Genomic DNA, 20699 nt, shown 5'->3' on the forward strand with positions numbered 1-20699 from the left:
TCCGAGGTCGCTGCTTCATCGCAACACTCCTTCCGCCAGGCGGTCATAGTGTGTTGCATCGATCGGTTGAATCCGCCGCAGCAAGTCGCCACTCAGCCGTCCTTTGGGGGGTAGCTCACCTCGATCACCTCCAGCGTCTCAGTCCCCCCCGGCGTGGGCAGCACCACCTCATCCCCCTCGCGTGCCTTCAGCAGCGCCCGGGCAATGGGTGAGATCCAGCTGACCTCGCCGGCCAGGTGGTCGGCCTCGTCGATGCCCTTGATCGTGATGGTGCGCTCCTCGCCGCGACTGGTGGCGTAGGTCACGGTGGCGCCGAAGAAGATCTGGTCGCTGCCGTGGTGGGCGCTGGGGTCGGCCACTTCGGCAATGTCCAGGCGCTTGGTCAGGAAGCGGATGCGGCGGTCGATCTCGCGCAGGCGCTTCTTGCCGTAGAGGTAGTCGCCGTTCTCGCTGCGGTCGCCGTTGCTGGCGGCCCAGTGGACCACCTCCACCACCTTCGGGCGCTCGACGTCGATCAGGTTCAGCAGCTCGGCGCGCAGCCGCGCGTAGCCCTGCGGCGTGATGTAGTTCTTGCCGCCTGCGGGCAGCGGCGGCAGGCCGGCGCCGTCCTCGTCGTCGTCAGCGTCGCTTTCCTTGGTGAAGGCCTTGCTCATGGGCCGCAAGGGTAGCCCAAGCGGCGCCGCGTTCAGCTGCGCGCGACGCGGTGCAGCAGTTCCTTCAGCAGCGCCTGCTCGGCGGCGCTGAGCACCTTCAGCGGCTCGACCTCCATCTGGTGCGAGACCTTCAGCGCCTTGCGGATCAGGACCTGGCCCTCGGGCGTCAGGCGGATCAGCTGGGCGCGGCGGTCGCGCTCGCTGCGTTCACGGCGCACCCAGCCGCGCTCGACCATGCGGTCCAGCGTGACGGCCAGGTTGGGCGCCGACACATCCAGCGCCTGGCCCAGCTGCTTCTGGTTGACCTCGTCGTTGGTGTGCACCAGCGCCAGGATCGAGAACTCCACCGCCTTGAGTTTCAGCGGTCCCATGTGGCGATGGAAGTGCTTCTTCAGCGTCACCGAGGCACGCGTGGCGGCGTAGCCCATCAGGTGCATCAGCGCCGACTGGTCGAGCGCTGCGGCACGGCTGGACGCCCGCGGCGCGGGGCCGTCGTCGTCGGTCGCGGGAGCGTCGGCGAGTGCCATCTCAGCCTCTCAGGCCAGGAAGGGCAGCGGCGCGCGGGCGGCCGCCACGCCGCGCAGGCGGTGGGTCAGCTCGCCGGCCAGCCAGTCGAAGTGAAAGCGCGCCAGCTGCTGCTTGCGCTGGTAGAAGGCGGCGTCGCCGCGACCGGTGGCCAGGGCGGCGGCGGCCACGGCATCGGTGCGCGCCCAGGCGGCGCCCAGCAGGGCTTCGCCCACGGCGAAGAGCAGGTCGTCAGCGGCGCGGAAGGGCAGTTCGGGATCAGCCGCAGCGTCGGCCTGCAGCGCGCTCACGGCCTCGGCCACGGCCTGCAACTGGGCGCGCGCGGCGGCGGCATGGGCCGAGCCCTCGCACTGCGCGGCGGCCCAGTCGAGCAACTCGCGCAGCTTGGCGCCGCCATCGGGCATCAGCTTGCGCAGCACCAGGTCGATCGCCTGGATCTCGTTGGTGCCCTCGTAGATCAGCGCGATGCGACTGTCGCGCACCAACTGCTCGATGCCATATTCATGGATGTAGCCATGGCCGCCCCAGATGCCCAGCGCGCGGTCGGCGCCGTAGTGGCCGTAGTCGGTCATCATGGCCTTGAGCACGGGCGTCAGCAGCGTGGCGCGGGCACCGGCGGCGGCCCGAGCGGCGGGATCGGCGTGGGCCTGCTCGTCGTCCAGGGCCTGGGCGGTCCAGTAGCACAGCACGCGGGCGGCTTCGGTGCGGGCCTGCAGGGTCCACAGCTGGCGGCGCAGGCTGGGGTGGTGGATGATCGCGTCGGCCGCGGCAGCGGGGGCGCCGGCGGGTTTGCTGGGTGAGCGCGACTGCACCCGCTCGGCCGCGTAGCTCAGCGCGTTCTGCGTGGCGGCTTCCAGGTGGCCCAGGCCCTGCATCGCCACATGCAGGCGCGCGGCGTTCATCATCAGGAACATGGCCTGCAGGCCGCGGTGCGGCTCGCCCAGCAGCCAGCCGGTGGCGCCGTCGAAGCTCATCACGCTGGTGGCGCTGCCCTTCAGTCCCATCTTCTTCTCGATGCTGTCGCAGCGTGCGGCGTTGCGCGTGCCATCGGGCAGGAACTTCGGGCACAGGAACAGCGAGATGCCCTTGGTGCCGGGCGGTGCATCGGGCAGCCGTGCCAGCACCAGGTGCACGATGTTGGGCGTCATGTCCTGGTCGCCGCCCGAGATGAAGATCTTGTTGCCGGTGATGGCGTAGGAACCATCGGCCTGGGGCACGGCGCGGGTGCGCAGCAGACCCAGGTCCGAGCCGGCATGCGATTCGGTCAGGCACATGGTGCTGAGCCACTCGCCGCTGGTGACCTTGGGCAGGTAGGTGTCGCGCAGCCAGCCCTGGGCGTGCTGGTGCAGCACTTCATACGCGCCATGCAGCAGGCCGGGGTACATCGTCCAGGCGTGGTTGGCCGAGACCAGCATCTCGAACAGCGCCGCGTTCAGCAGCTGCGGCAGGCCCTGGCCGCCGCAGGCGGGGTCGCAGGCCAGCGCCGGCCAGCCGCCGTCGACAAAGGCCTGGTAGGCGGCCTTGTAGCCCGCGGGGGTGCGCACCTCGCCGTCCTGCCAGGTGCAGCCTTCCAGGTCGCCCGGGCCGTTGGTGGGCGCCAGGATCTCGGCGGCGAAACGGCCGGCCTCCTCCAGCACCGCGGCCGACATGTCGCTGTCGAGTTCCTCGAAGCCGGCCATCGCCGGCCAGGCGGCGGGGGCGCCCAGCACCTCGTCGATGACGAAGCGCATGTCGCGCAGCGGGGGGTCGTAACGCCACATGGCGGGCTCCTTGGTGCGGTGGGCCCACGCCGGGGGCGCTCCGGCGTGCACCGGAGGCCCGACGGGGCCGTCAGTCTCAATGCTTCTTGGCGGCGCCGAGGTAGGTGTCGATGACGCGCGGGTCGGTGGCCAGGTCGGCGGCGGGCCCTTCCAGTGCGATCGATCCGGTCTCCAGGACGTAGCCGTAGTCGGCCACCTCCAGCGCGGCGCGGGCGTTCTGCTCGATCAGCAGGATGCTCACGCCGGTGCTGCGCAACTGGGTGATGGTCCTGAAGATCTCGCGCACCACCAGCGGCGCCAGGCCCAGGCTGGGCTCGTCGAGCATCAGCACCTTGGGGCGGCTCATCAGTGCGCGGGCCACCGCCAGCATCTGGCGCTCGCCGCCGCTGAGCGTGCCGGCCAGCTGGGTGCGGCGCTCCTTCAGGCGCGGGAAGATGGTGTAGACCTCGTCGAGCGTGCTTTTCCAGCCGGCCACGCCCTGGCGCATCGGCTTGAAGCCGCCCAGCACCAGGTTGTCTTCCACGGCCATGGTGCCGAACAGCTCGCGCTTCTCGGGCACCAGGGCCAGGCCGGCCATGACGCGCTCTTCCAGCGTCAGGTCGCCCACGTCCTGACCGTCGAAGACGATCTGGCCCTTGCTGGGCAGCACGCCCATCAGCGCATTCAGGGTGGTGGACTTGCCGGCGCCGTTGGGGCCGATGACGGTGACCACGCTGCCCTGGGGCAGCGCCAGGTTCAGGCCGGAGAGCACCTCGGCCTTGCCGTAGCCGGCGTGCAGGCCTTGCACGGAAAGAATATTCTGGCTCATGTCGGACTCCGCCGGGCCGTCCCAAGGAGGCCGTGGCCCCCTTGGGGGGTATCGAACGACTGTGAGATCGGGGGCGTCATGTTCAATGCTCCGTGCCCAGATAGGCGGCGCGGACCTCGGGGCTGGCCTGCACCTCGGCCGGCGTGCCCGACATCAGCTTGGTGCCGAACTCCATCACCGTGATGTGGTCGACCAGGCCCATGACGAAGTCCATGTCGTGCTCGACCAGCAGGATGGTCAGGCCCTCGGCCTTGAGCTGGCGCAGCACCTCGGCCAGCGCCTGCTTCTCCTTCAGGCGCAGGCCGGCGGCGGGCTCATCGAGCAGCAGCAGCGACGGGTCGGTGCACAGCGCGCGGGCAATCTCCATCAGGCGCTGCGGGCCCAGCGCCAGGTTGCCGGCCAGCTCGTGCATCTTGTCGGCCATGCCGATGCGGGCAAGCTGCTTCTCGGCCTCGGCGAAGAGGCGGCGCTCCTCGTCGCGGTCCAGGCGCAGCATCGCGCCGAAGGGGCCCGCCTTGGAGCGCAGGTAGCCGCCCAGCGCGACGTTCTCCAGCACCGTCATGTCCGGCACCATCTTGACGTGCTGAAAGGTGCGGCTCACGCCCAGGCGGGCGATCTGACGCGAGGACAGGCCGGCGATGTTGCGGCCGCGGAAGACCACCTCGCCGCGGGTCAGGCCCAGCACGCCGGTGATCAGGTTGAAGGTGGTGGACTTGCCGGCGCCATTGGGGCCCAGCAGGCCCATGATGTCGCCGCCGCGCAGCGTGAAGCTGACATCGTTGACCGCCACCAGGCCGCCGAACTCCTTGCGCACCGCCTTCACGTCCAGCAGCAGCTCACCGCGGGTGGGGTGCTCGCGCGCGGCCAGCGCCTGGGCGTCGCCCCAGTCGCGCACGCGCTGACGGGTGGGCACCCAGCCCTTGACGAAGGTCCACAGGCCGTCCGGCGCGTACTTCAGCACCAGGATCAGCACGATGCCGAAGACGATGGTCTCGAAGTTGCCGCTGGTGCCGATCAGCTTGGGCAGCAGCACCTGCAGTTCGTCCTCGACCAGCTTGACCACCGCGGCGCCGGTGAAGGCGCCCCAGACATGGCCCACGCCGCCCAGCACCGCCATGAACAGGAACTCGATGCCCTTGCTCATGCTGAAGGGCGTGGGGCTGACGGTGCGCTGGAAGTGCGCGAACAGCCAGCCCGCCACCGAGGCCAGCATCGCCGCCAGCACGAAGGCCAGCAGCTTGTACTGGAAGGTGGAGATGCCCATCGCCTCGGGCATCGTGGCGCCGCTCTTGAGCGCGCGGATGGCGCGGCCGGTGCGCGAATCCAGCAGGCGCAGCACGGCCACCGCCGACAGCAGCGCGATCACCCAGATCAGCACATACATGGCGCGGCCACCGGCCAGGCTGATGCCGAAGAACTCCAGCGGCGGGATGCCCATGATGCCGTCGTACTTGCCCAGGAACTCCATGTTGGCCATGGTGTAGTTCAGCGACAGGCCCCAGGCGATGGTGGCCAGCGGCAGGTAGTGGCCCGACATGCGCAGCGTGATGAAGCCCAGCACCACGGCCACCACCACCGCCAGGCCCAGGCCCACGAACAGGGCGATCCAGGGCGACACCGCCGCCGTGGTCGACAGGTAGGCCGAGGCATAGGCGCCCACGCCAACGAAGGCCGCCTGGCCGAAGCTGGTCAGGCCGGCCACGCCGGTCAGCAGCACCAGGCCCAGCGAGACCATCGCGTAGATGCCGATGTAGTTGAGCTGCGTGATCCAGAAGTCCGACACCGGCAGCGCCGGGATCAGCAGCATCAGCGCGCAGAACGCGGGAAACAGGAAGCGCGGATTCATGTCAGTGTTCTTCCCCGTGCGGGTCGCGCAGCGAGCGCCACAGCAGCACCGGCAGGATCGACGAGAAGACGATCACCTCCTTGAAGGCACTGGCCCAGAAGGAGCCGAAGCTCTCGAGCAGGCCCACCAGCGTGGCACCCACCAGCGCCAGCGGGTAGCTGGACAGGCCGGCGAACACCGCGGCGACGAAGCCCTTGAGGCCGATCAGGAAGCCCGAGTCGTAGAAGATGGTGGTGGTCGGCCCGATCAGCAGACCCGACAGCGCACCGATGAACGCGGCCATCGTGAATGACAGCCGGCCGGCGCTGGTCGACGAGATGCCCATCAGCCGCGCGCCCAGGCGGTTCACCGCGGTGGCGCGCAGCGCCTTGCCCCACAGCGAGCGCTCGAAGAACAGCCACAGCATCACGATCAGCGCGATCGAGACCAGGAAGATGATCAGCGTCTGGCCGCTCAGGTTGACCGGGCCCAGGCTGAAGCGCTCATCCCAGAACGGCGGGTTGCGAAAGCCCTCGGCGCCGAAGAAGTACAGGCCCAGCCCGACCAGCGCGAAGTGCACGCCCACCGAGACGATCAGCAGCACCAGCACCGAGGCATCGGCCAGCGATTCATAGGCCAGTCGGTAGATCAGCCCGCCGAAGGGCGTGACCAGGGCCAGCGTCAGCGCGGCCTGGGCCATCAGCGGCAGCTGGCGCGGCGCCGCCCACCACACCAGCAGCGCGATCGCCACCGGGTAGGCCAGCCCCTTGACCGCCTGCAGCAGCACCTTGGCCGGCGCACGCCCGTGGCGCAGGCCGGTGACGATGTCACTCAGGGCCGCGGCGCCAGCCAGGATCAGCAGGAACCACACGGTGCCGGGCACCTGCCCGGCCTGCAGCATGGCCAGGGTCAGCGCGCCGAAGGCGACGAACTCACCCTGCGGGATGAAGATCACGCGGGTGACGGCAAACAGCAGCACGGTGGCCAGCGCCAGCAGCGCATACACCGCGCCGTTGGTCACGCCATCGAGCGCCAGGATGCTCGCGATCGAGAAGTCCATGGGATGGGTCCGGGTCAGAGGCCAGCAGGGCAGGTGGCGGGTGCGGCACGCGCCGCACCCGCCGGGAGGTCTTACTCGACCTTCCAGTCGCCGTTGACGACCTTGAGGATCACGCCGGTCTCGGTGGTGAAGCCCCAGTGGTTGTCCTTGGTGTAGTTCAGCACGCCGTGGGCGACCACGGTGCGGCCCATCTGCTCGACGGCGTCACGCAGCGCGGCGCGGAACTCCTTGGTGCCCGGCTTGCCCTTCTTCAGCGCGACCGGCACCACCTTCTCGAGCACGATGATCGCGTCGTAGGCGTGGCCGGCGAACTGGTTGCGCTGGCCCTTGCCGTAGGCGGCTTCGTACTGGTCGACGAACTTCTGGGCCACGGCCTTGGACGGGTGGTCGGCCGGCAGCTGCTCGGGGATCACCGCCGGGCCCGAGACCACGAAGGCGCCTTCGACGTCCTTGCCGCCCACGCGCATCAGGTCGCGGCTGGCTGCGGCGTGGGTCTGGTAGATCTTGCCCTTGAAGCCGCGCTCGACGATCGCCTTGTGGGGCATCGCGGCGCCGGAGCCGGAGGCCACGATCAGCATCGCATCCGGGTTGGCCGAGGTCAGCTTCAGGGCCTGCGCGGTGACGCTGGTGTCGCTGCGGGCGAAACGCTCGGTGGCAATGACCTTGGGGCCGCCCAGCGCGGCGGTCTGGTCCTGGAAGTCCTTCAGCCAGCTCTCGCCGTAGGCGTCGGTGTAGCCGAGGAAGCCCACCGTCTTGACGCCCAGCTTCTTCATGTGGGTGACGATGGCGTGGGCCATCACCGCGCCGCCCTGCGGCAGGCGGAAGGACCAGGCGTCCTTGCCGGCCTGCAGCACGCCGGGCGAGAACATGAACTGCGGCGTCTGCGATTCGAAGGCCACCTCGGCCATCGGGATCACCACCGGCGTGGCAGCCGAGCCCATGATGATGTCGACCTTGTCCTCGGTGACGAAGCGCTTGGCGTTGTTGACGCCCTTGGTCGGGTCGGTGGCGTCGTCCAGCACGATCACGTTGAGCTTCTCGCCCGCGATGGTCTTGGGCCACAGCTTGATCTGGTTGCCCATCGGAATGCCCAGGCCCGAGGCCGGACCGGTCAGCGGCAGGCTGACGCCGATCGTGATGTCAGCCAGTGCGGCGGTGGCGCTGAAGGCCAGCGCGGCAGCGGCCAGGACGGTGCGAGAGAACTTCTTCATGGCGGTGTGTCTCCAGGGGGCTGTTGGTGGCGAGGGGATCGACGGGAGGCGTCAGCGCGGTGCCATCCGCAGGGCGCCGTCCAGGCGAATGACTTCGCCGTTCAGGTGCGTGTTGCCGACGATATGGGCGGCCAGGGCCGCGAACTCTTCGGGTTTTCCCAAGCGCTTCGGGAACGGGATCGAGGCGGCCAGGGAGTTCTGCACTTCCTCGGGCAGCTCCTTCATCAGCGGCGTGGCGAACAGGCCCGGCGCGATGGTGCAGCAGCGGATGCCGAACTGCGCCAGGTCGCGCGCCATCGGCAGCGTCATGCCGACCACGCCGCCCTTGCTGGCGGAATAGGCCTGCTGGCCCACCTGGCCGTCAAAGGCCGCCACCGAAGCGGTGTTGACCACCACGCCGCGCTCGCCATCGGCCAGCGGCTCGGCCTTGGCGATGCGCGCGGCGGCCAGGCGGGTGACGTTGTAGGTGCCGATCAGGTTGACCTTCACCACGCGCTCGAAGTCGGCCAACGGTGCGGGCGAGCCGTCGCGCTGGATCACGCGCTTGGCGGTGCCGATGCCGGCGATGTTCATGACGATGCGCGCGGTCCCATGCGCGGCCTCGGCAGCGTCCAGTGCGGCGGTGACGCTGGCCTCGTCGGTGATGTCGCACTTCAGGCCCAGCCCGCCGATCTCGGCGGCCACGCGCTGCGCGCCGGCCTCGTTGACGTCGAGCACGGTGACCTGGGCGCCCAGGCGGGCCAGCTCACGCGCCACCGCCTCGCCGAGGCCCGATCCGCCGCCGGTGACGACGGCAGCTTGTCCTTGAATGTCCATCAGAAGATCGCCTTTGCTTGATCCATCGCTTCCTGGGGGCCGGCGCCTTGTTCGAGGGCCGGCGTGGATCTGGCTTGGCCAGTCCACTGCCGGAGCCCCCTTGGGGGGCAGCGACCGGAAGGGAGCGTGGGGGTGGTCATTTTTTCGGAACGATCAGGAAGGGGTCGCTGTCGCGGCCCTCGTAAAGCGCTTCGACCAGCGGGGCGCGGGCCGCCAGCACCGCGCGCTGGTTGATCGAGCCCTTGTCGGTGATCTCGCCCTTGTCGATCTGCGCCGGCTCGGCCAGCACGTGCATGCGCGCCGGGCGGTTGGCACTGCCGGTGCCGGCGGCCCACAGGCGGTCGGCCACGCCCTGGAAGAAGGCGCGCACCACCGGCTGATGCAGCACGTCCGGGAAGGGCACGCCGTCGTGCAGGCCGGCCAGCTTGCGCACCTCGTCGATGCGCGGGAAGACCAGCAGCCCGATCTCGTCGCGGTTCAGGCCGGTGACCACCGCATCCTGGATGCAGGGGTGGCCCTCGGCGATCACCTTGGCGCGCAGCGGACCGACGCTGACGAAGGTGCCGGTGCTGAGCTTGAAGTCCTCGGCGGTGCGGCCGTCGAACAGCAGGCCCTTGTTGTGGTCGGCGGGATCGACGAACTTGACCGCGTCGCCGGTCTTGTAGAAGCCTTCCTCGTCGAAGGCCTCGTTGGTCTGCTCGGGCGCACGCCAGTAGCCCGGCATCACGTTGGGGCCGCGGAAGCGGATCTCGGTCTTGCCGGCCACATCACCCGGCTCGGGCGGCACCAGCTTGACCTCGACGCCGGGCACTGGCAGGCCGATGTGGCCCGAGCGCACATCGGTGCCGACGGCAAAGGTGCACGAGGGCGCGGTCTCGGTCATGCCCAGGCCGGTGATGATGCGGATGCGCTCGCCGATCTCGGCCTCGGCGTGGGCTTCCAGCTTGTCCCACACCGCCTGGCTGAGGCCGGCGCCGGCGAACATGAAGGCCTTGACGCGGGCGAACAGGCTCTTGCGCAGCGCCGGGTCGGTGTCCATCGCGGCGGCGATCTCTTCAAAGCCCTTGGGCACGTTGAAGTACACCGTGGGCGAGATCTCGCGCAGGTTGCGCAGCGTCTCGGCCATGCCCTTGGGCGTGGGCTTGCCGCCGTCGATGTAGAGCGTGCCGCCGTTGTAGACGACGATGCCCACGTTGTGGTTGCCGCCGAAGGTGTGGTTCCAGGGCAGCCAGTCGACCAGCACCGGCGGCTCGGTGGCCAGGAAGTTCAGGCACTGGTGGATCATCTGCTGGTTGGCGCAGATCATCCGGTTGGTGTTGATCACGCCCTTGGGCGCCTTGGTCGACCCCGAGGTGAACAGGAACTTGGCGATCGTGTCGGGCCCGACCTGGGCGTGCGCCGCCGCGGCCGCGTCGCCGGGCACGGTGGCCAGCAGCTGCTCGACGCTGAGCGTCTCGCGGCCCTCGACGGTGCCCTCGGTCAGCACCACATGCACATCGGCCGGCACCACCGCCTGGATCGCCTTGGCGTAGGCCGCCGAGGACGCGAACACCATGCCCGGCGTCACCGTGTCCAGGATGTGGCGCAGCTTGCCGTAGTCGCTGCTGATCAGCGAGTAGGCCGAGGAAATGGGCACATAGGGCACGCCCACCCACATCGCGCCGAAGGCCAGCGTCAGGTACTCGATGTCGTTGTCCGACAGGATGGCCAGCGGCCGCTCGACCGACAGGCCGCGCTCGATCAGCGCCTGGCCGACGGCCTGGATGCGCTGCAGGAACTCGGCATAGCTGACGCGGCGCCAGTCGCCATTCCACGGTGCACGCGGGTCGCGCTTGGCCACCAGGGTGCGGTCCGGGGCTTCGGCGGCCCACTGTTCGAGCGCGTCGGTCAGGCGGTCGGGGAACCAGCGCAGCTCGTCGGTGGAGCGCAGCAGGCGGCAGCCGTCGGCACGCGTTTCCAGCGTGGCCGCCACGCAGCCGCCGACGTCGGCGTGGCGATAACGCGCGGGCGCGCTCATTCCTTGACCACCTTGCCCGCACGGCCTTCCAGGAAGGCGCGCAGGCGGCTCTGGGCTTCCACCGTGTTGCTGGCGGCCGAGGCCATCAGCGACTCGGCGAACAGACCCTCGGAGGGGCTCATCTCGGCGATGCGCGGCAGCGCGTGCATCACGGCGAAGGCGGTCATCGGCGCATTGCCGGCGATCTTGCGCGCCAGCTCCACGCCCTTGGCCAGGCCGGCGCCATCGGCCACGCGGTAGTTGACGGCGCCGTAGCGCTCGCCCTGGTCGGCATCAAACACGCGGCCGGTGAGCATCATGTCGGTCATGCGGGCGGTGCCGATCAGGCGCGGCACGCGCACCGAGCCGCCGCCGCCGACGAAGATGCCGCGCTGGCCCTCGGGCAGACCGAAGTAGGCCGAGTCCTCGGCCACGCGGATGTGGCAGGCCGCGGCCAGTTCCAGGCCGCCGCCGACCACCGCGCCGTGCAGCACCGCGATCACCGGCACCTTGCCGAACTGGAAGGCATCGAAGCAGGCATGCCAGCCGCGCGAGTGCAGGATGGCGGCGTGGGTGTCGCGCTCGACCAGCTCGGACAGGTCCAGGCCGGCGCAGAAGTGGTCGCCCTCGCCGCTGACCACCACCGCGCGCGTCTCGGCGGGCAGGTTGACGATGGCGGTGTGCAGCTGCGCGATCAGGCCATCGTTGATGGCGTTGCGCTTGGACGGGCGGTTCAGCCGGATGTGGGTGACCGGGCCGGACTGCTCGACGCGCAGCAGGTCCAGCGTGGCCAGCAGGCCGGTGGCGGGGGTGAACTCGGTGCTCATGGCATGGCGTGGGTCGATTTCGTTATGGCATTTAACTAAATTGAGGCCGCTGATGGGGTGGGTGTTTTCCCGGATGAGCGCCCACTCACCTGGGAAATTCCCGAGTGCTCACCTTGCTTTGCGCCGATTTAGTTCTGATAATTAACCAATTCGCCGACTCCCCGAGGCCCTGATGAAGCACGAAGAACTGATTGCGATCGACATCCACACGCACGCCGAGGTGTCGTGCTGGAACCCGTTCGACAACTACGGCGAGGAGTACGACCGCGCCGCGGACAAGTACTTCGGCTCGAACCGCCGGCCCACCATCGACGAGACGGTGGCCTACTACCGCGAGAAGAAGATCGGCCTGGTGATGTTCACGGTGGACAGCGAGAGCCAGCTGGGCCGCCGCCGCATCCCCAACGAGGAGATCTGCGAGGCCGCGCAGAAGAACAGCGACATGATGGTGGCCTTCGCCAGCATCGACCCGCACAAGGGCAAGATGGGCGCGCGCGAGGCCCGCCGGCTGATCGAGGAGCACGGCGTCAAGGGCTTCAAGTTCCACCCCACGGTGCAAGGCTTCCTGCCCTACGACAAGATGGCCTGGCCGCTCTATGAGGTGATCGCCGAGCACAAGCTGCCGGCCATCTTCCACAGCGGCCACAGCGGCATCGGCAGCGGCATGCGCTGCGGCGGCGGCCTGCGCCTGCAGAACAGCAACCCGATGCTGCTGGAGGACGTGGCGATCGACTTCCCCGACATCCAGATCGTCATCGCCCACCCCAGCTGGCCCTGGCAGGACGAGGCGCTGAGCCTGGCGCTGCACAAGCCCAACGTCTGGATCGACCTGTCGGGCTGGAGCCCGAAGTACTTCCCGGCGCAACTGGTGCAGTACGCCAACACGCTGCTGAAGGACCGCATGCTCTTCGGCAGCGACTACCCGCTGATCACGCCCGAGCGCTGGATGGCCGACTTCAAGGAGGCCGGCTTCAAGGAGAAGGTGCAGCCGCTGATCCTGAAGGAGAACGCCAAGCGCTTGCTGGGCTGGGCGTGATCGCCTGGACTTGACGGTCCCCATGCCGAATGACCACACCCAGCACGCGGTGGCGGAGTCGTGGACTCAGCCTGATGGGCAGCGCCAGTTCAGCGTTCGGCGCGGCCGATTGTTGATCAGGTCTGCTGTGTCATCGAGTGCGTCCTGCATTCGACGGGCGCAGCCCCCGCGACGCCGTGGTAAGCACCCGTGATCAAGCCGCCCCTCCGGCGTCCGGGCATGACGTGGCCTCAGGCCTTTGGCGAACGCACATGACTGTCGACCGGCCAGGGACCTGACGCGGCCGTCCGTGCCCGCCGAGCGCGCCTGGCAGAAGCTGCATTCTGGGCAAAGTCAGGCGAACAGGTCCATGCTCGACTCATCCCGCGGGCCGGCGTCAATCGGACCCCGGGTCTCAAGCGTGCCTGTATCTTGTCGGCGTCCTCACGCGTTACCGGCTGTCGCGACGTCGCTAGACAGACCTGAGTGGCCTGCTCGCCGCAAGCGAGGGCTCGATTCCATCACGATGTGTTGCGTACCTCGGAAGAGAGCGAGAACAACAGCGGCTGCGTCCTTTCATCGCTGAGGCACTGCGCATAGGCTACCCACATGGTGGCTGACCAACGGACACTGCGATGGTCGACACGGCGGCTCGATCGCCCATTCGTGGTTCGTCCCGCTACTGCGGACCTTTCCCGACGAGCGGATCCGGCTCGCCGACATGCAGGCATTGCTCAGCGCAGTATTCGTCTTCATGCCCATGCCGATAACCATTCGGATGTCCGACGGCTACTGGCGGCTGCGCGACTTGTTCAAGCTGTCGCTGCGGCCCACCTGGCGCGCAGGTACCGACCGTCATCGGAGGGCTTGCCCCTCGCCACGTTGGCGTTGGCAACGGTCCTGCAGTCCATGTTCGGTCGGTTCCTGGAGGAGTTCCAGTCGGCCCGGCATCTGGCTTGCGATCGCCGAGGAGTGCTGTTGGTCTGTGCCACGTACACCGTAATCAACGCGATCCAATGTGTCCTCAGGAAACCTCTCTTCATGCACCTGGAGACCAGTCCATGAACCACGATTCACCGGACCCTGGCCAGTGCTCTGTCGCCCGGCCGATCATTGCACTGCTTGCCGCCTTGTCTTGGCACGCCGGCACCCTGGCCCAATCCAGCGCTGAGCCTCAGCTCATCGATGTGATCGGCGTGAAGGCCCCGCTGGACTATCCCTATGCCAAGGCCCACGCGGCTGCCCTGAAGGTGCGGGAACAGTCGGGCGGCACGGTGGCGCTGAGTGCCCGTCTGCGCGATCGGGCACCGCCCTCTGCGCCCCCCCTTCGCGTCACGCTCGAGTGGGATGAAACCGTGCTGCGGCTGCCGCTGGACAGCCTGGGGCGCTTCGTGATCCCGATCGACCCGCAGGCCTTGCAGCACAACGCGGTCATGACGGCCAACCGGGCCCGCAAGTCGGTCGCCCTGGACATCGACCTGGTGCCGGTCTGGCATCACCCCGAGCTGCGCCCGGCCGATGTGCGGTCGATTGTCGAGGGAGGGCGCGCGGCGCGGGCCAGTCTACTGCCTTGGTATGCCCGCTGGATCACACCGACGGTGAACGCATTGCGCGTGTGTCATGTCCACGCGCGATCAGGCTTTGAATGGCTGCGGCCGGACAGCGCTGCGCAAACCTTGACCAGCACCCGCAGCCAGGATGAGTTTGGCCGGGAGGCCTGGTGTATCGAACTCGATGGCGTGCGCGACCCCTTGCCCGAGGATGCCCAGCTGCGATTGCCGCCAGACAGTACCCTGGAGCTGACGGGGTCGTTGATCTGAACGGAAGCCTCCCCCACCGGAGCCGTTGGCGCCGACCGTCAAGCCGCAGGCGCTTTGGTCAGCGCGGCGGCCTGTGGCAGCGGACACTGCAGCAGCGCCTCGAGGTCCAGGATGCCGCTGCCGAAGGCGCCGGCGTTCCACAGCGCCGGCACGCGGGCGCTGGCGCGCGCACAGTGGCGGAAGGCCTCGACCCGCTGCCAGGGCTGCGGGTAGGCCGCGTCCAGCGCCGCGCCATGGCGCGCGAGCCACAAGGCCGCCGCGGCCGAGCTGATCGCCGCCGCGTACGAGGTGCCGTCGCCGCCGTCGGCATAGCCCAGGCGGCCACCGCGCCGCACATCGGCGCGGCGCAGGCCTGCGGCCGGGGCCGACCAGTCGGTCTCGGGGCCGTAGGCGCTGCCGGACCAGGGCCGGTCCTCGCTCGTCACGCCACCGGCCGCGATGCTGCGAGGCAGCGCGGCCGGCGGCACCACGTCGTTGACGATATTGCCCGCGGCGCAGCACAGGATCACGCCCGCCTCGTAGGCCTGGTTGAGCGCAGCGCGCAGCTCGGGCCGCACCGCGCTGGCGAAGCAGCCCAGGCTGCAGTTGATCACCGAGACGCGGGCCACCCGCACCAGGTGGTCCACGGCCTGCGCAAAGGCGTCCTGCGCATGGTTGATCCAGACGCTGTCGGTGATGCGCACCGGCACCAGCGGCACCTTCGGCGCCACGCCGAAGAAGCCGTCCTGCGGCGCGTGCCCCGCGATGGTGGTGCCCACCCGCGTGCCATGGCTGGCCGAGATGCCGCTGAGCGGATCGATGCCGCCGCCGGGTTCATCCACCGGCACGCCGGTGTCCACGGCAGCGATCAGCGTGCGCGCCTGTCCAGTGTCGACCCAGGGTCCGCCGGGCTGGCCAAAACCAAAGGCCGGGTGCGCCACGTAGCCGGTGTCGGGATGGCCCACGCGGACGTCACGCCAGTCGATGGCGCCCGGCCCGCCCAGCAGGGCCCAGGCCTGCGGCGCACGCAGCGCCTGCAGGTGCCAGTCCGGCGCGGCACCGCGGCGTGCCACTGACGCGGCACGCGGCGGCAACAGCGCGGTGTCGCGCAGCGCCACCAGGCGGGCGGCGGTCTCGTCGTCGAGCTCGTCGGTGCGCGCCACGCCCATCACCTGCAGCAGCGGGCCCACGCCGATCGACGGGTACTCGATGGCCAGCGCGCGCCGCAGCGGCGCGCGCAGCAGCGCCTGGGTCGGCCCGGTGGGCCACAGCGCGCAGTCCAGGCCGGGCAGGTAGTGCCGCAGCCGCGCCTCGACCTCGGTCCAAGCGCGGCCGTCGGTGGTGAGCAGCAAGTGGTTCATGGCCGGCTTGTACCGCGGCCTCCCCAAGGCGAGGGATGCACCGACGCCACATCAGGGTTCGCACTGATAAAAAAGCCTTGCGCAAGATAATCAAGTGTTTATCATGCGAACCCATCGAGACACCCCAGACTCGATCCCCGCCCCGGCACACGCTGTACCGCCGGCCGACCCACCCGACGAAGGACTGACCATGCAACTCAACCGAAACGCCCTGCGTTCCCCGGCTGCATTCGCAGCCCTGACCGTCGGCGTGTACCGCGCCCGCCCGCCCCGTCTGACCTGTCCAGGCTGACGACACCCCGCTGAATCCCAGCGGCCCGGGCAGGTGAAGACCTCCCGGGCCGCGGTGCATTTGGCGGGTCCGATCCGCGCAACGCACGCCCTGATTGACCGACACCGGTCGGCCGCGGGACCCCACCCGCCACGCCCGGTCCTTGCCAGGAGAAACCCATGAAGACACGACTGTCCGCACCGCGTCCACGCAATCCGTTCGTGGCCCCTGCCCTGCGACGCCAGGCTGGCGCGCACCGCCGACCGGCCTCCGGCCAGCGGCAGCAGGCCCGCCAGGAACTCCGTCAGGAACTCGCCGCGCCGCCCGACTGGCGCAGCCCGTGAATCCACCCCCGCGCGCCGTCCACCACACCCAGGGCGCCGCGCACCGAGGAGAGCACCATCATGCATCGCCCCGCTTTCTCGACCCCCGCCCCCGGCCCCTGGGCGCCCGCACCCGCACCGGTGCCCGCCCTGCGCCGTGTCGCTGCCCGCGCCCTGCGCCGTGCCGGTGCCTGGATGCGCCACACCGCTGACGCGCTGGCGCGACCCGTCCCTGCACGGGCCGCACTGCCGCAGACCCTGCCTCTGGTGGAATTCCACGCCGAGGCCGGCGCCCCGGAAGGCGCGCTGTACGTCGATGGCCAGTACGTCGGCCACCTCGACGTCAGCCGTCTGTGATCGCCCCGCGCCGGCCGGACTCAAGTCCGGCCGGTGACGGGCCGATATCCCCGACAGCGCAGCGGCCGCGTGGCCGCTGCCCTCTTCCCCATGGACACCCTCGTCAGCGCCACCACCCGCCGCCTGCCCCGCGACCTGCCGGGCTGGCTGCGTTACCTGCAGCTGGCCGAGATCCCCGTGATGCAGCGCACCGCCGACGCCCTGGAGGCGCTGCGGGCGATCGAGGATGACGTCGATGTCCGCATGCTGGTCGACGTCATTGGCGCCGATCCGCTGATGTCATTGAAGGTGCTGGCGCACATCGCCGGCCACCACCGCAGCCGCCGACTCACCGACGTGGAAACCGTCGGCCAGGCGCTGGTGCTGCTGGGCATCACGCCCTTCTTCAACACCTTCGGCCCGCAGCCGAGCGTCGAGCAGCACCTGGCCGACCAGCCCGAGGCCCTGGCCGGCCTGCAGGCGGTGATCGCCCGCGCCCACCGCGCCAGCCGCTTCGCCATCGGCTTCGCGGTGCACCGCATGGACCACGACGCCCAGGTGATCGAAGAGGCCGCGCTGCTGCACGACTTCGCCGAAATGCTGCTGTGGCTGCACGCGCCGACGCTGGCGCTGGAGATGCGCCGTCGCCAGCGCGCCGACCCCACGCTGCGCAGCAGCGCGGTGCAGCGCGAGCTGATGGGCACCACGCTGGTGGAGTTGCAGCAGGCGTTGATGCGCGCCTGGCGGCTGCCCGAGCTGCTGGTGCACATCACCGACGACCGCCACGAGGAAGCCTCGCAGGTGCGCAACGTGATGCTGGCGATCCGCCTGGCGCGGCATACCGCCACCGGCTGGGACAACGCCGCCATCCCCGACGATGTGCGCGACATCGCGCAGCTGCTGAACATGGGCCTGGAGCCCACGGCCGCGCTGCTGCACGACATCGATCAGGACTGAAGCAGCCGTTTCGCCAGCGCCCAGCTGGCCGGGTGGTCCACCAGGTCCACATGGGCCGTGGCCGGCAGGTGCAGCACCTCGGCCGCGCCCGGCAGCACCGCGGTGCTGGCCGGGAACACGATGTTGTCGCAGTGTCCGAAGATGCAGTGAAAGCGCGCCGCGCGTTCGGCCGGCTCGGCCGCCGACAAGGTGGCCAGCCAGCCGCCGCCTCGCTGCATCTGACGGCCGTTCTCGCTCATCGCCAGCCGTGCCAGCGCCGTGCCGCCGTGCGGCGTGCCGATCGTCAGCACCGCCCGCACCCGGCCGTCGGCCTGGGCCTGGCGCAGCCAGGCGCGGGTGACCAGGCCGCCCATGCTGTGCGCCACGATCAGCGGCGCCACGCCCGTGGCGCGCTCCAGCCGCTGCACCGCGGCCTCGAGCAGCGGCACGGCGTCGTCGATCGAGCCGAAGACCGGCTCCAGGCTGGGCGCGACAAAGGCGATGCGCTCGGCGCGCAGCCGCGCCATCCAGGGGTTCCACAGCGCGCGGTTGCAGAAAAAGCCATGCAGCAGCACCACGCCGGGCTGGCCGGGCGCGCCCAGGTCGGGCCGGTCCGGCTCGGCGTGGGTGCGAAAGGGCTGGCGCCAGAAGAAGACGCGCGGCGCGGTCAGCACCTCACCCCACCAGGCCTGCAGCCACTGGCGCCACGAGGCCCGCGGCGACGCATCGCCGCGGTTGGCCAGTGCGGCCATCGCGACGGTCAGCGCCAGCCACAGCGCGTGCGCTCCCAGCACCACCGCCGCCCAGCCCAGCGCCGGCAACAGGCCCGCGCCCTGCAACACGGCGCGCGCCGGCAGGCCCAGCAGCGCCGCCAGCCAGGCCAGCGCCAGCAGGCGTTGGATCCAGGCCAGCATCAGCTGTCGAGCCAGCGCACCGCGCGGCCGCCCAGCGCCGGCGCCAGCGCGGTGGCCAGGCGGTTGACCAGGCCGTAGATCGACAGCTGCGGGTTCGCGCCGATGCTGGTGGGAAAGACCGAGCCGTCGTGCACCGACAGGTTGGCCAGCTGCCAGTGCCGGCCATCGGGGCGCAGCACGCCGCCACTGGCGTCGCCCGACAGCGCGCAGCCGCCCATCACATGGGCACTGACCACGCGCGTGAGCAGCGGCTCCATCGGCAGGCGCTCGATCATCGACTTCGCGTCGGCCCAGCGGCTGACCAGACCGGCCTGTTCGTGCACTGGCAGCACCTGCCGGGCGCCGGCGGCGAACTGGATCTCGGCCATGGCCAGCAAGGCGCGGCGGGCGCCGTCCATCACGAAGGCGTTGAGCGGGTAGTCCAGCTCGGGCGTGCCGTCGCCCTTCAGGCGCACCTGGCCGCCGGGCGATTCGGGGTGGAAGCCGTCGCGCAGCAGGGCCAGCAGCGTGTGGGTGTTCGGGAACTGCCGCAGCAGCGCGGTCTGCGACTGGCCGAAGCCGCACAGCGTGCCGCTGAAGACCAGCGGGTGCAGCGGCGGCGCCTCGAGCTTGAAGCCGATCGGGCCGTCGATCGGCTGGGTGTGCAGGAAGTGGTCGGTGTAGATCGTCTGCGGGGCGCCTTGCCAGCCCTGCACCGGCTGGTCGAACACCGCGGCCGACAGCACCACCGGGTGCAGGAAGGTGCGCCGCCCCAGCCGGCCATGCGGGTCGGGCGCGCCCGAGCGCAGCAGCAGCGCGGGCGAGTTGATCGCGCCGCCGCTGAGCACCACGTGGCGGGCCTGCACGCGCAGCAGCCGCTCGGCCGGTCGGCCATCGGGCTTCATCGCGGCGCACTCCACCGCGCTGACGCGGCTGCCGTCGTGCACCAGGCGCAGTGCACGGGTCTGCACCAGCAGCCGGGCGCCGGCGTTCAGCGCGGCCGGCAGCGTGGTCACCAGCATCGACTGCTTGGCATTGGTGGGGCAGCCCATGCCGCAAGAGCCCAGGTTCCAGCAGCCGCGCACATTGCGCCGGATGCCGTGGGCCTCGATGCCCAGCTTCTGCGCGCCGGTGCGCAGCAGCTCGTTGTTGAGGTTGGGTGGCGTCAGCCAGTCGCCGATGTGCAGCCGGCGCTCGGCCTCCTCGAACCAGGGCGCCAGGGCCTCGGCGCTCAGCTCCGACAGGCCGTGGTGCTGGCGCCAGAAGGCCAGGGTGTCCGGCGGCGTGCGAAACGAGCTGGTCCAGTTGACGGTGGTGGAGCCGCCCACGCAGCGGCCCTGCAGGATGTTGATCGCCTTGTCGGCGGTCTTGCGGCTGGCGCTTTCCTGGTAGAGCTCGGGGTAGGCCTCGGCCTCGAGCTGATGGAAGTCAGTGCTGCTGCGCAGCGGGCCTTCCTCGACGATCACCACGTCCAGCCCGGCACGGGTCAGGATCTCCGCGGTGACGCCGCCGCCGGCGCCGCTGCCGATCACCAGCACATCGCAGCTGAGCTGCTCGGGCAGCGCCTGGTGCGGCCCGCCGAAGACCTTCCAGCCGCGCGCCAGGCCGGCGCGCACCGGGTCGGGAATGGCCTGGCGCTGGTCGGGCAGCAGGGCCTGGTTGCTGATCGGAGGCAGGGCGGTCACAGTCACACTCACAGACGCCATCGCAGGCGCCATCACAGACGGAAGGGGCCGGGGTAGCCCAGGAGTTCCCAGCTGCCGGCGTCGGCAAACCAGGCGCCGTTGCTGAGGTCGCGCAGCGCCTGGTAGACCTGCCGGCGCACGGCGCTGCCGGACACGCGCATCGCCTGCAGCGCCGACTGCACGTCGGCCATCGGGGCCTCGGACCAGGCTGGGCCCAGACCCGCCAGCGCCCAGCGGCCGGGGGCGGTGCACAGCAGCGCCAGCAGGTCCGACAGCTCGGCCCGGGTGGCCGGCTGCAGGCCGGCGATCAGGGTGTCCAGGCGGTCGAGGTGGCCCTTCAAGGCCACCGCCTGCACGGCGGGGTCCTGCGGCAACACGCCCTCCAGCACCGCGCGCGCCACGCTGGCAAACAGCACGCGCGCCGGTTGGCTCAGGCGGCCCTCGCGCCAGCCGGGTGTCCACACGGCAGCGCCGGCACCGGCCACGGCCAGGGCCGTGCCGGACACCAGGCCCAGGGTCAGCAGGGTGCGACGTTGCATCCGGCGAGTGTGGCACCGCGACGGTGCCCGCCGTAGAGCGGGACCACTAACGGCGCCGGG

The 20699-nt window shown here is 70.2% G+C and carries 19 protein-coding genes; 5 read left to right on the plus strand and 14 right to left on the minus strand.

The window, feature by feature from the left end:
• Positions 1-92: 92 nt before the first annotated feature.
• The 10 genes from greB to KAK07_RS24030 form a co-directional block, all read right to left on the minus strand.
• A complete protein-coding gene (greB, locus tag KAK07_RS23985) occupies positions 93-653 on the minus strand; it encodes a transcription elongation factor GreB (RefSeq protein WP_210856420.1) in 561 nt (186 codons plus the stop codon).
• Between the two features lie 32 nt (positions 654-685).
• Positions 686-1180, minus strand: a complete 495-nt coding sequence (locus KAK07_RS23990) for a MarR family winged helix-turn-helix transcriptional regulator (RefSeq protein WP_210856421.1) — start codon at positions 1178-1180, stop codon at positions 686-688.
• 9 nt (positions 1181-1189) lie between these two features.
• Positions 1190-2938 carry an acyl-CoA dehydrogenase gene (locus KAK07_RS23995; RefSeq protein WP_210856422.1) on the minus strand — a complete coding sequence of 583 codons (1749 nt, stop codon included), beginning with the start codon at positions 2936-2938 and terminating at the stop codon, positions 1190-1192.
• 76 nt (positions 2939-3014) lie between these two features.
• Positions 3015-3746, minus strand: coding sequence for an ABC transporter ATP-binding protein (locus KAK07_RS24000; protein ID WP_210856423.1), 732 nt, complete (start codon positions 3744-3746; stop codon positions 3015-3017).
• A gap of 82 nt (positions 3747-3828) precedes the next feature.
• Positions 3829-5592 carry a branched-chain amino acid ABC transporter ATP-binding protein/permease gene (locus KAK07_RS24005; protein WP_210856424.1) on the minus strand — a complete coding sequence of 588 codons (1764 nt, stop codon included), beginning with the start codon at positions 5590-5592 and terminating at the stop codon, positions 3829-3831.
• Between the two features lies 1 nt (position 5593).
• Positions 5594-6631 (minus strand): branched-chain amino acid ABC transporter permease, encoded by a 1038-nt coding sequence (locus tag KAK07_RS24010; protein ID WP_210856425.1) that lies wholly within the window; start codon positions 6629-6631, stop codon positions 5594-5596.
• A 71-nt stretch (positions 6632-6702) separates the two neighbouring features.
• Positions 6703-7842, minus strand: a complete 1140-nt coding sequence (locus tag KAK07_RS24015) for an ABC transporter substrate-binding protein (RefSeq protein ID WP_210856426.1) — start codon at positions 7840-7842, stop codon at positions 6703-6705.
• Positions 7843-7893: 51 nt separating this feature from the next.
• On the minus strand, positions 7894-8658 hold the full coding sequence (locus KAK07_RS24020; protein WP_210856427.1) for an SDR family NAD(P)-dependent oxidoreductase: 765 nt from the start codon (positions 8656-8658) through the stop codon (positions 7894-7896).
• A gap of 136 nt (positions 8659-8794) precedes the next feature.
• Positions 8795-10675 carry a feruloyl-CoA synthase gene (locus tag KAK07_RS24025; protein ID WP_210856428.1) on the minus strand — a complete coding sequence of 627 codons (1881 nt, stop codon included), beginning with the start codon at positions 10673-10675 and terminating at the stop codon, positions 8795-8797.
• On the minus strand, positions 10672-11481 hold the full coding sequence (locus KAK07_RS24030) for a crotonase/enoyl-CoA hydratase family protein (protein ID WP_210856429.1): 810 nt from the start codon (positions 11479-11481) through the stop codon (positions 10672-10674). The genes KAK07_RS24025 and KAK07_RS24030 overlap by 4 nt, the downstream gene beginning before the upstream one ends.
• Positions 11482-11653: 172 nt before the next feature.
• Here KAK07_RS24030 and KAK07_RS24035 point away from each other — a divergent pair, with 172 nt between their 5' ends.
• Entirely contained in the window at positions 11654-12517 is an 864-nt protein-coding gene (locus tag KAK07_RS24035) for an amidohydrolase family protein (RefSeq protein ID WP_210856430.1), read from the plus strand.
• A gap of 1040 nt (positions 12518-13557) precedes the next feature.
• Entirely contained in the window at positions 13558-14316 is a 759-nt protein-coding gene (locus tag KAK07_RS24040) for a hypothetical protein (RefSeq protein WP_210856431.1), read from the plus strand.
• A 38-nt stretch (positions 14317-14354) separates the two neighbouring features.
• Here the strand turns inward: KAK07_RS24040 and KAK07_RS24045 are convergent, their stop codons facing one another.
• On the minus strand, positions 14355-15656 hold the full coding sequence (locus tag KAK07_RS24045) for a S8 family peptidase (RefSeq protein WP_210856432.1): 1302 nt from the start codon (positions 15654-15656) through the stop codon (positions 14355-14357).
• A 450-nt stretch (positions 15657-16106) separates the two neighbouring features.
• On the opposite strand from KAK07_RS24045, the gene KAK07_RS24050 reads away from it, so the two are divergent.
• The 3 genes from KAK07_RS24050 (at position 16107) to KAK07_RS24060 (ending at position 17543) form a co-directional block, all read left to right on the plus strand.
• Entirely contained in the window at positions 16107-16271 is a 165-nt protein-coding gene (locus KAK07_RS24050) for a hypothetical protein (RefSeq protein ID WP_210856433.1), read from the plus strand.
• 60 nt (positions 16272-16331) lie between these two features.
• Positions 16332-16607, plus strand: coding sequence for a hypothetical protein (locus tag KAK07_RS24055; RefSeq protein WP_210856434.1), 276 nt, complete (start codon positions 16332-16334; stop codon positions 16605-16607).
• A 90-nt stretch (positions 16608-16697) separates the two neighbouring features.
• On the plus strand, positions 16698-17543 hold the full coding sequence (locus KAK07_RS24060) for an HDOD domain-containing protein (RefSeq protein WP_210856435.1): 846 nt from the start codon (positions 16698-16700) through the stop codon (positions 17541-17543).
• On the opposite strand, the gene KAK07_RS24065 is transcribed toward KAK07_RS24060, so the two are convergent.
• Genes KAK07_RS24065 through KAK07_RS24075 form a run of 3 tightly spaced genes read right to left on the minus strand, consistent with a single transcriptional unit; the run spans position 17534 to position 20639 of the window.
• Complete coding sequence (locus KAK07_RS24065) at positions 17534-18436, minus strand: esterase/lipase family protein (RefSeq protein ID WP_210856436.1); 903 nt, start codon at positions 18434-18436, stop codon at positions 17534-17536. The genes KAK07_RS24060 and KAK07_RS24065 overlap by 10 nt on opposite strands.
• Positions 18436-20091: a GMC family oxidoreductase gene (locus KAK07_RS24070; RefSeq protein WP_247661304.1), complete on the minus strand. Its 1656-nt coding sequence runs from the start codon at positions 20089-20091 to the stop codon at positions 18436-18438. Before KAK07_RS24070 ends, KAK07_RS24065 begins: the two co-directional genes overlap by 1 nt.
• Before the next feature lie 41 nt (positions 20092-20132).
• Positions 20133-20639 (minus strand): hypothetical protein, encoded by a 507-nt coding sequence (locus KAK07_RS24075; protein WP_210856438.1) that lies wholly within the window; start codon positions 20637-20639, stop codon positions 20133-20135.
• Positions 20640-20699: the final 60 nt, after the last annotated feature.

The sequence above is a fragment of the Ideonella alba genome (assembly GCF_018069875.1).
GTDB classification, from domain to species: Bacteria; Pseudomonadota; Gammaproteobacteria; order Burkholderiales; family Burkholderiaceae_C; genus Ideonella; species Ideonella alba.

Bases quoted from the DNA above. Each gene is read 5' to 3' on its own strand.
- KAK07_RS23990 (WP_210856421.1), bottom strand. From the start codon at position 1,180: ATGGCACTCGCCGACGCTCCCGCGACCGACGACGACGGCCCCGCGCCG.
- KAK07_RS24045 (WP_210856432.1), bottom strand. From the start codon at position 15,656: ATGAACCACTTGCTGCTCACCACCGACGGCCGCGCTTGGACCGAGGTC.
- KAK07_RS24055 (WP_210856434.1), top strand. From the start codon at position 16,332: ATGCATCGCCCCGCTTTCTCGACCCCCGCCCCCGGCCCCTGGGCGCCC.
- KAK07_RS24015 (WP_210856426.1), bottom strand. From the start codon at position 7,842: ATGAAGAAGTTCTCTCGCACCGTCCTGGCCGCTGCCGCGCTGGCCTTC.
- KAK07_RS24060 (WP_210856435.1), top strand. From the start codon at position 16,698: ATGGACACCCTCGTCAGCGCCACCACCCGCCGCCTGCCCCGCGACCTG.
- greB (WP_210856420.1), bottom strand. From the start codon at position 653: ATGAGCAAGGCCTTCACCAAGGAAAGCGACGCTGACGACGACGAGGAC.
- KAK07_RS24005 (WP_210856424.1), bottom strand. From the start codon at position 5,592: ATGAATCCGCGCTTCCTGTTTCCCGCGTTCTGCGCGCTGATGCTGCTG.
- KAK07_RS23995 (WP_210856422.1), bottom strand. From the start codon at position 2,938: ATGTGGCGTTACGACCCCCCGCTGCGCGACATGCGCTTCGTCATCGAC.
- KAK07_RS24035 (WP_210856430.1), top strand. From the start codon at position 11,654: ATGAAGCACGAAGAACTGATTGCGATCGACATCCACACGCACGCCGAG.
- KAK07_RS24030 (WP_210856429.1), bottom strand. From the start codon at position 11,481: ATGAGCACCGAGTTCACCCCCGCCACCGGCCTGCTGGCCACGCTGGAC.
- KAK07_RS24065 (WP_210856436.1), bottom strand. From the start codon at position 18,436: ATGCTGGCCTGGATCCAACGCCTGCTGGCGCTGGCCTGGCTGGCGGCG.
- KAK07_RS24010 (WP_210856425.1), bottom strand. From the start codon at position 6,631: ATGGACTTCTCGATCGCGAGCATCCTGGCGCTCGATGGCGTGACCAAC.
- KAK07_RS24020 (WP_210856427.1), bottom strand. From the start codon at position 8,658: ATGGACATTCAAGGACAAGCTGCCGTCGTCACCGGCGGCGGATCGGGC.
- KAK07_RS24000 (WP_210856423.1), bottom strand. From the start codon at position 3,746: ATGAGCCAGAATATTCTTTCCGTGCAAGGCCTGCACGCCGGCTACGGC.
- KAK07_RS24075 (WP_210856438.1), bottom strand. From the start codon at position 20,639: ATGCAACGTCGCACCCTGCTGACCCTGGGCCTGGTGTCCGGCACGGCC.
- KAK07_RS24040 (WP_210856431.1), top strand. From the start codon at position 13,558: ATGAACCACGATTCACCGGACCCTGGCCAGTGCTCTGTCGCCCGGCCG.
- KAK07_RS24025 (WP_210856428.1), bottom strand. From the start codon at position 10,675: ATGAGCGCGCCCGCGCGTTATCGCCACGCCGACGTCGGCGGCTGCGTG.
- KAK07_RS24050 (WP_210856433.1), top strand. From the start codon at position 16,107: ATGAAGACACGACTGTCCGCACCGCGTCCACGCAATCCGTTCGTGGCC.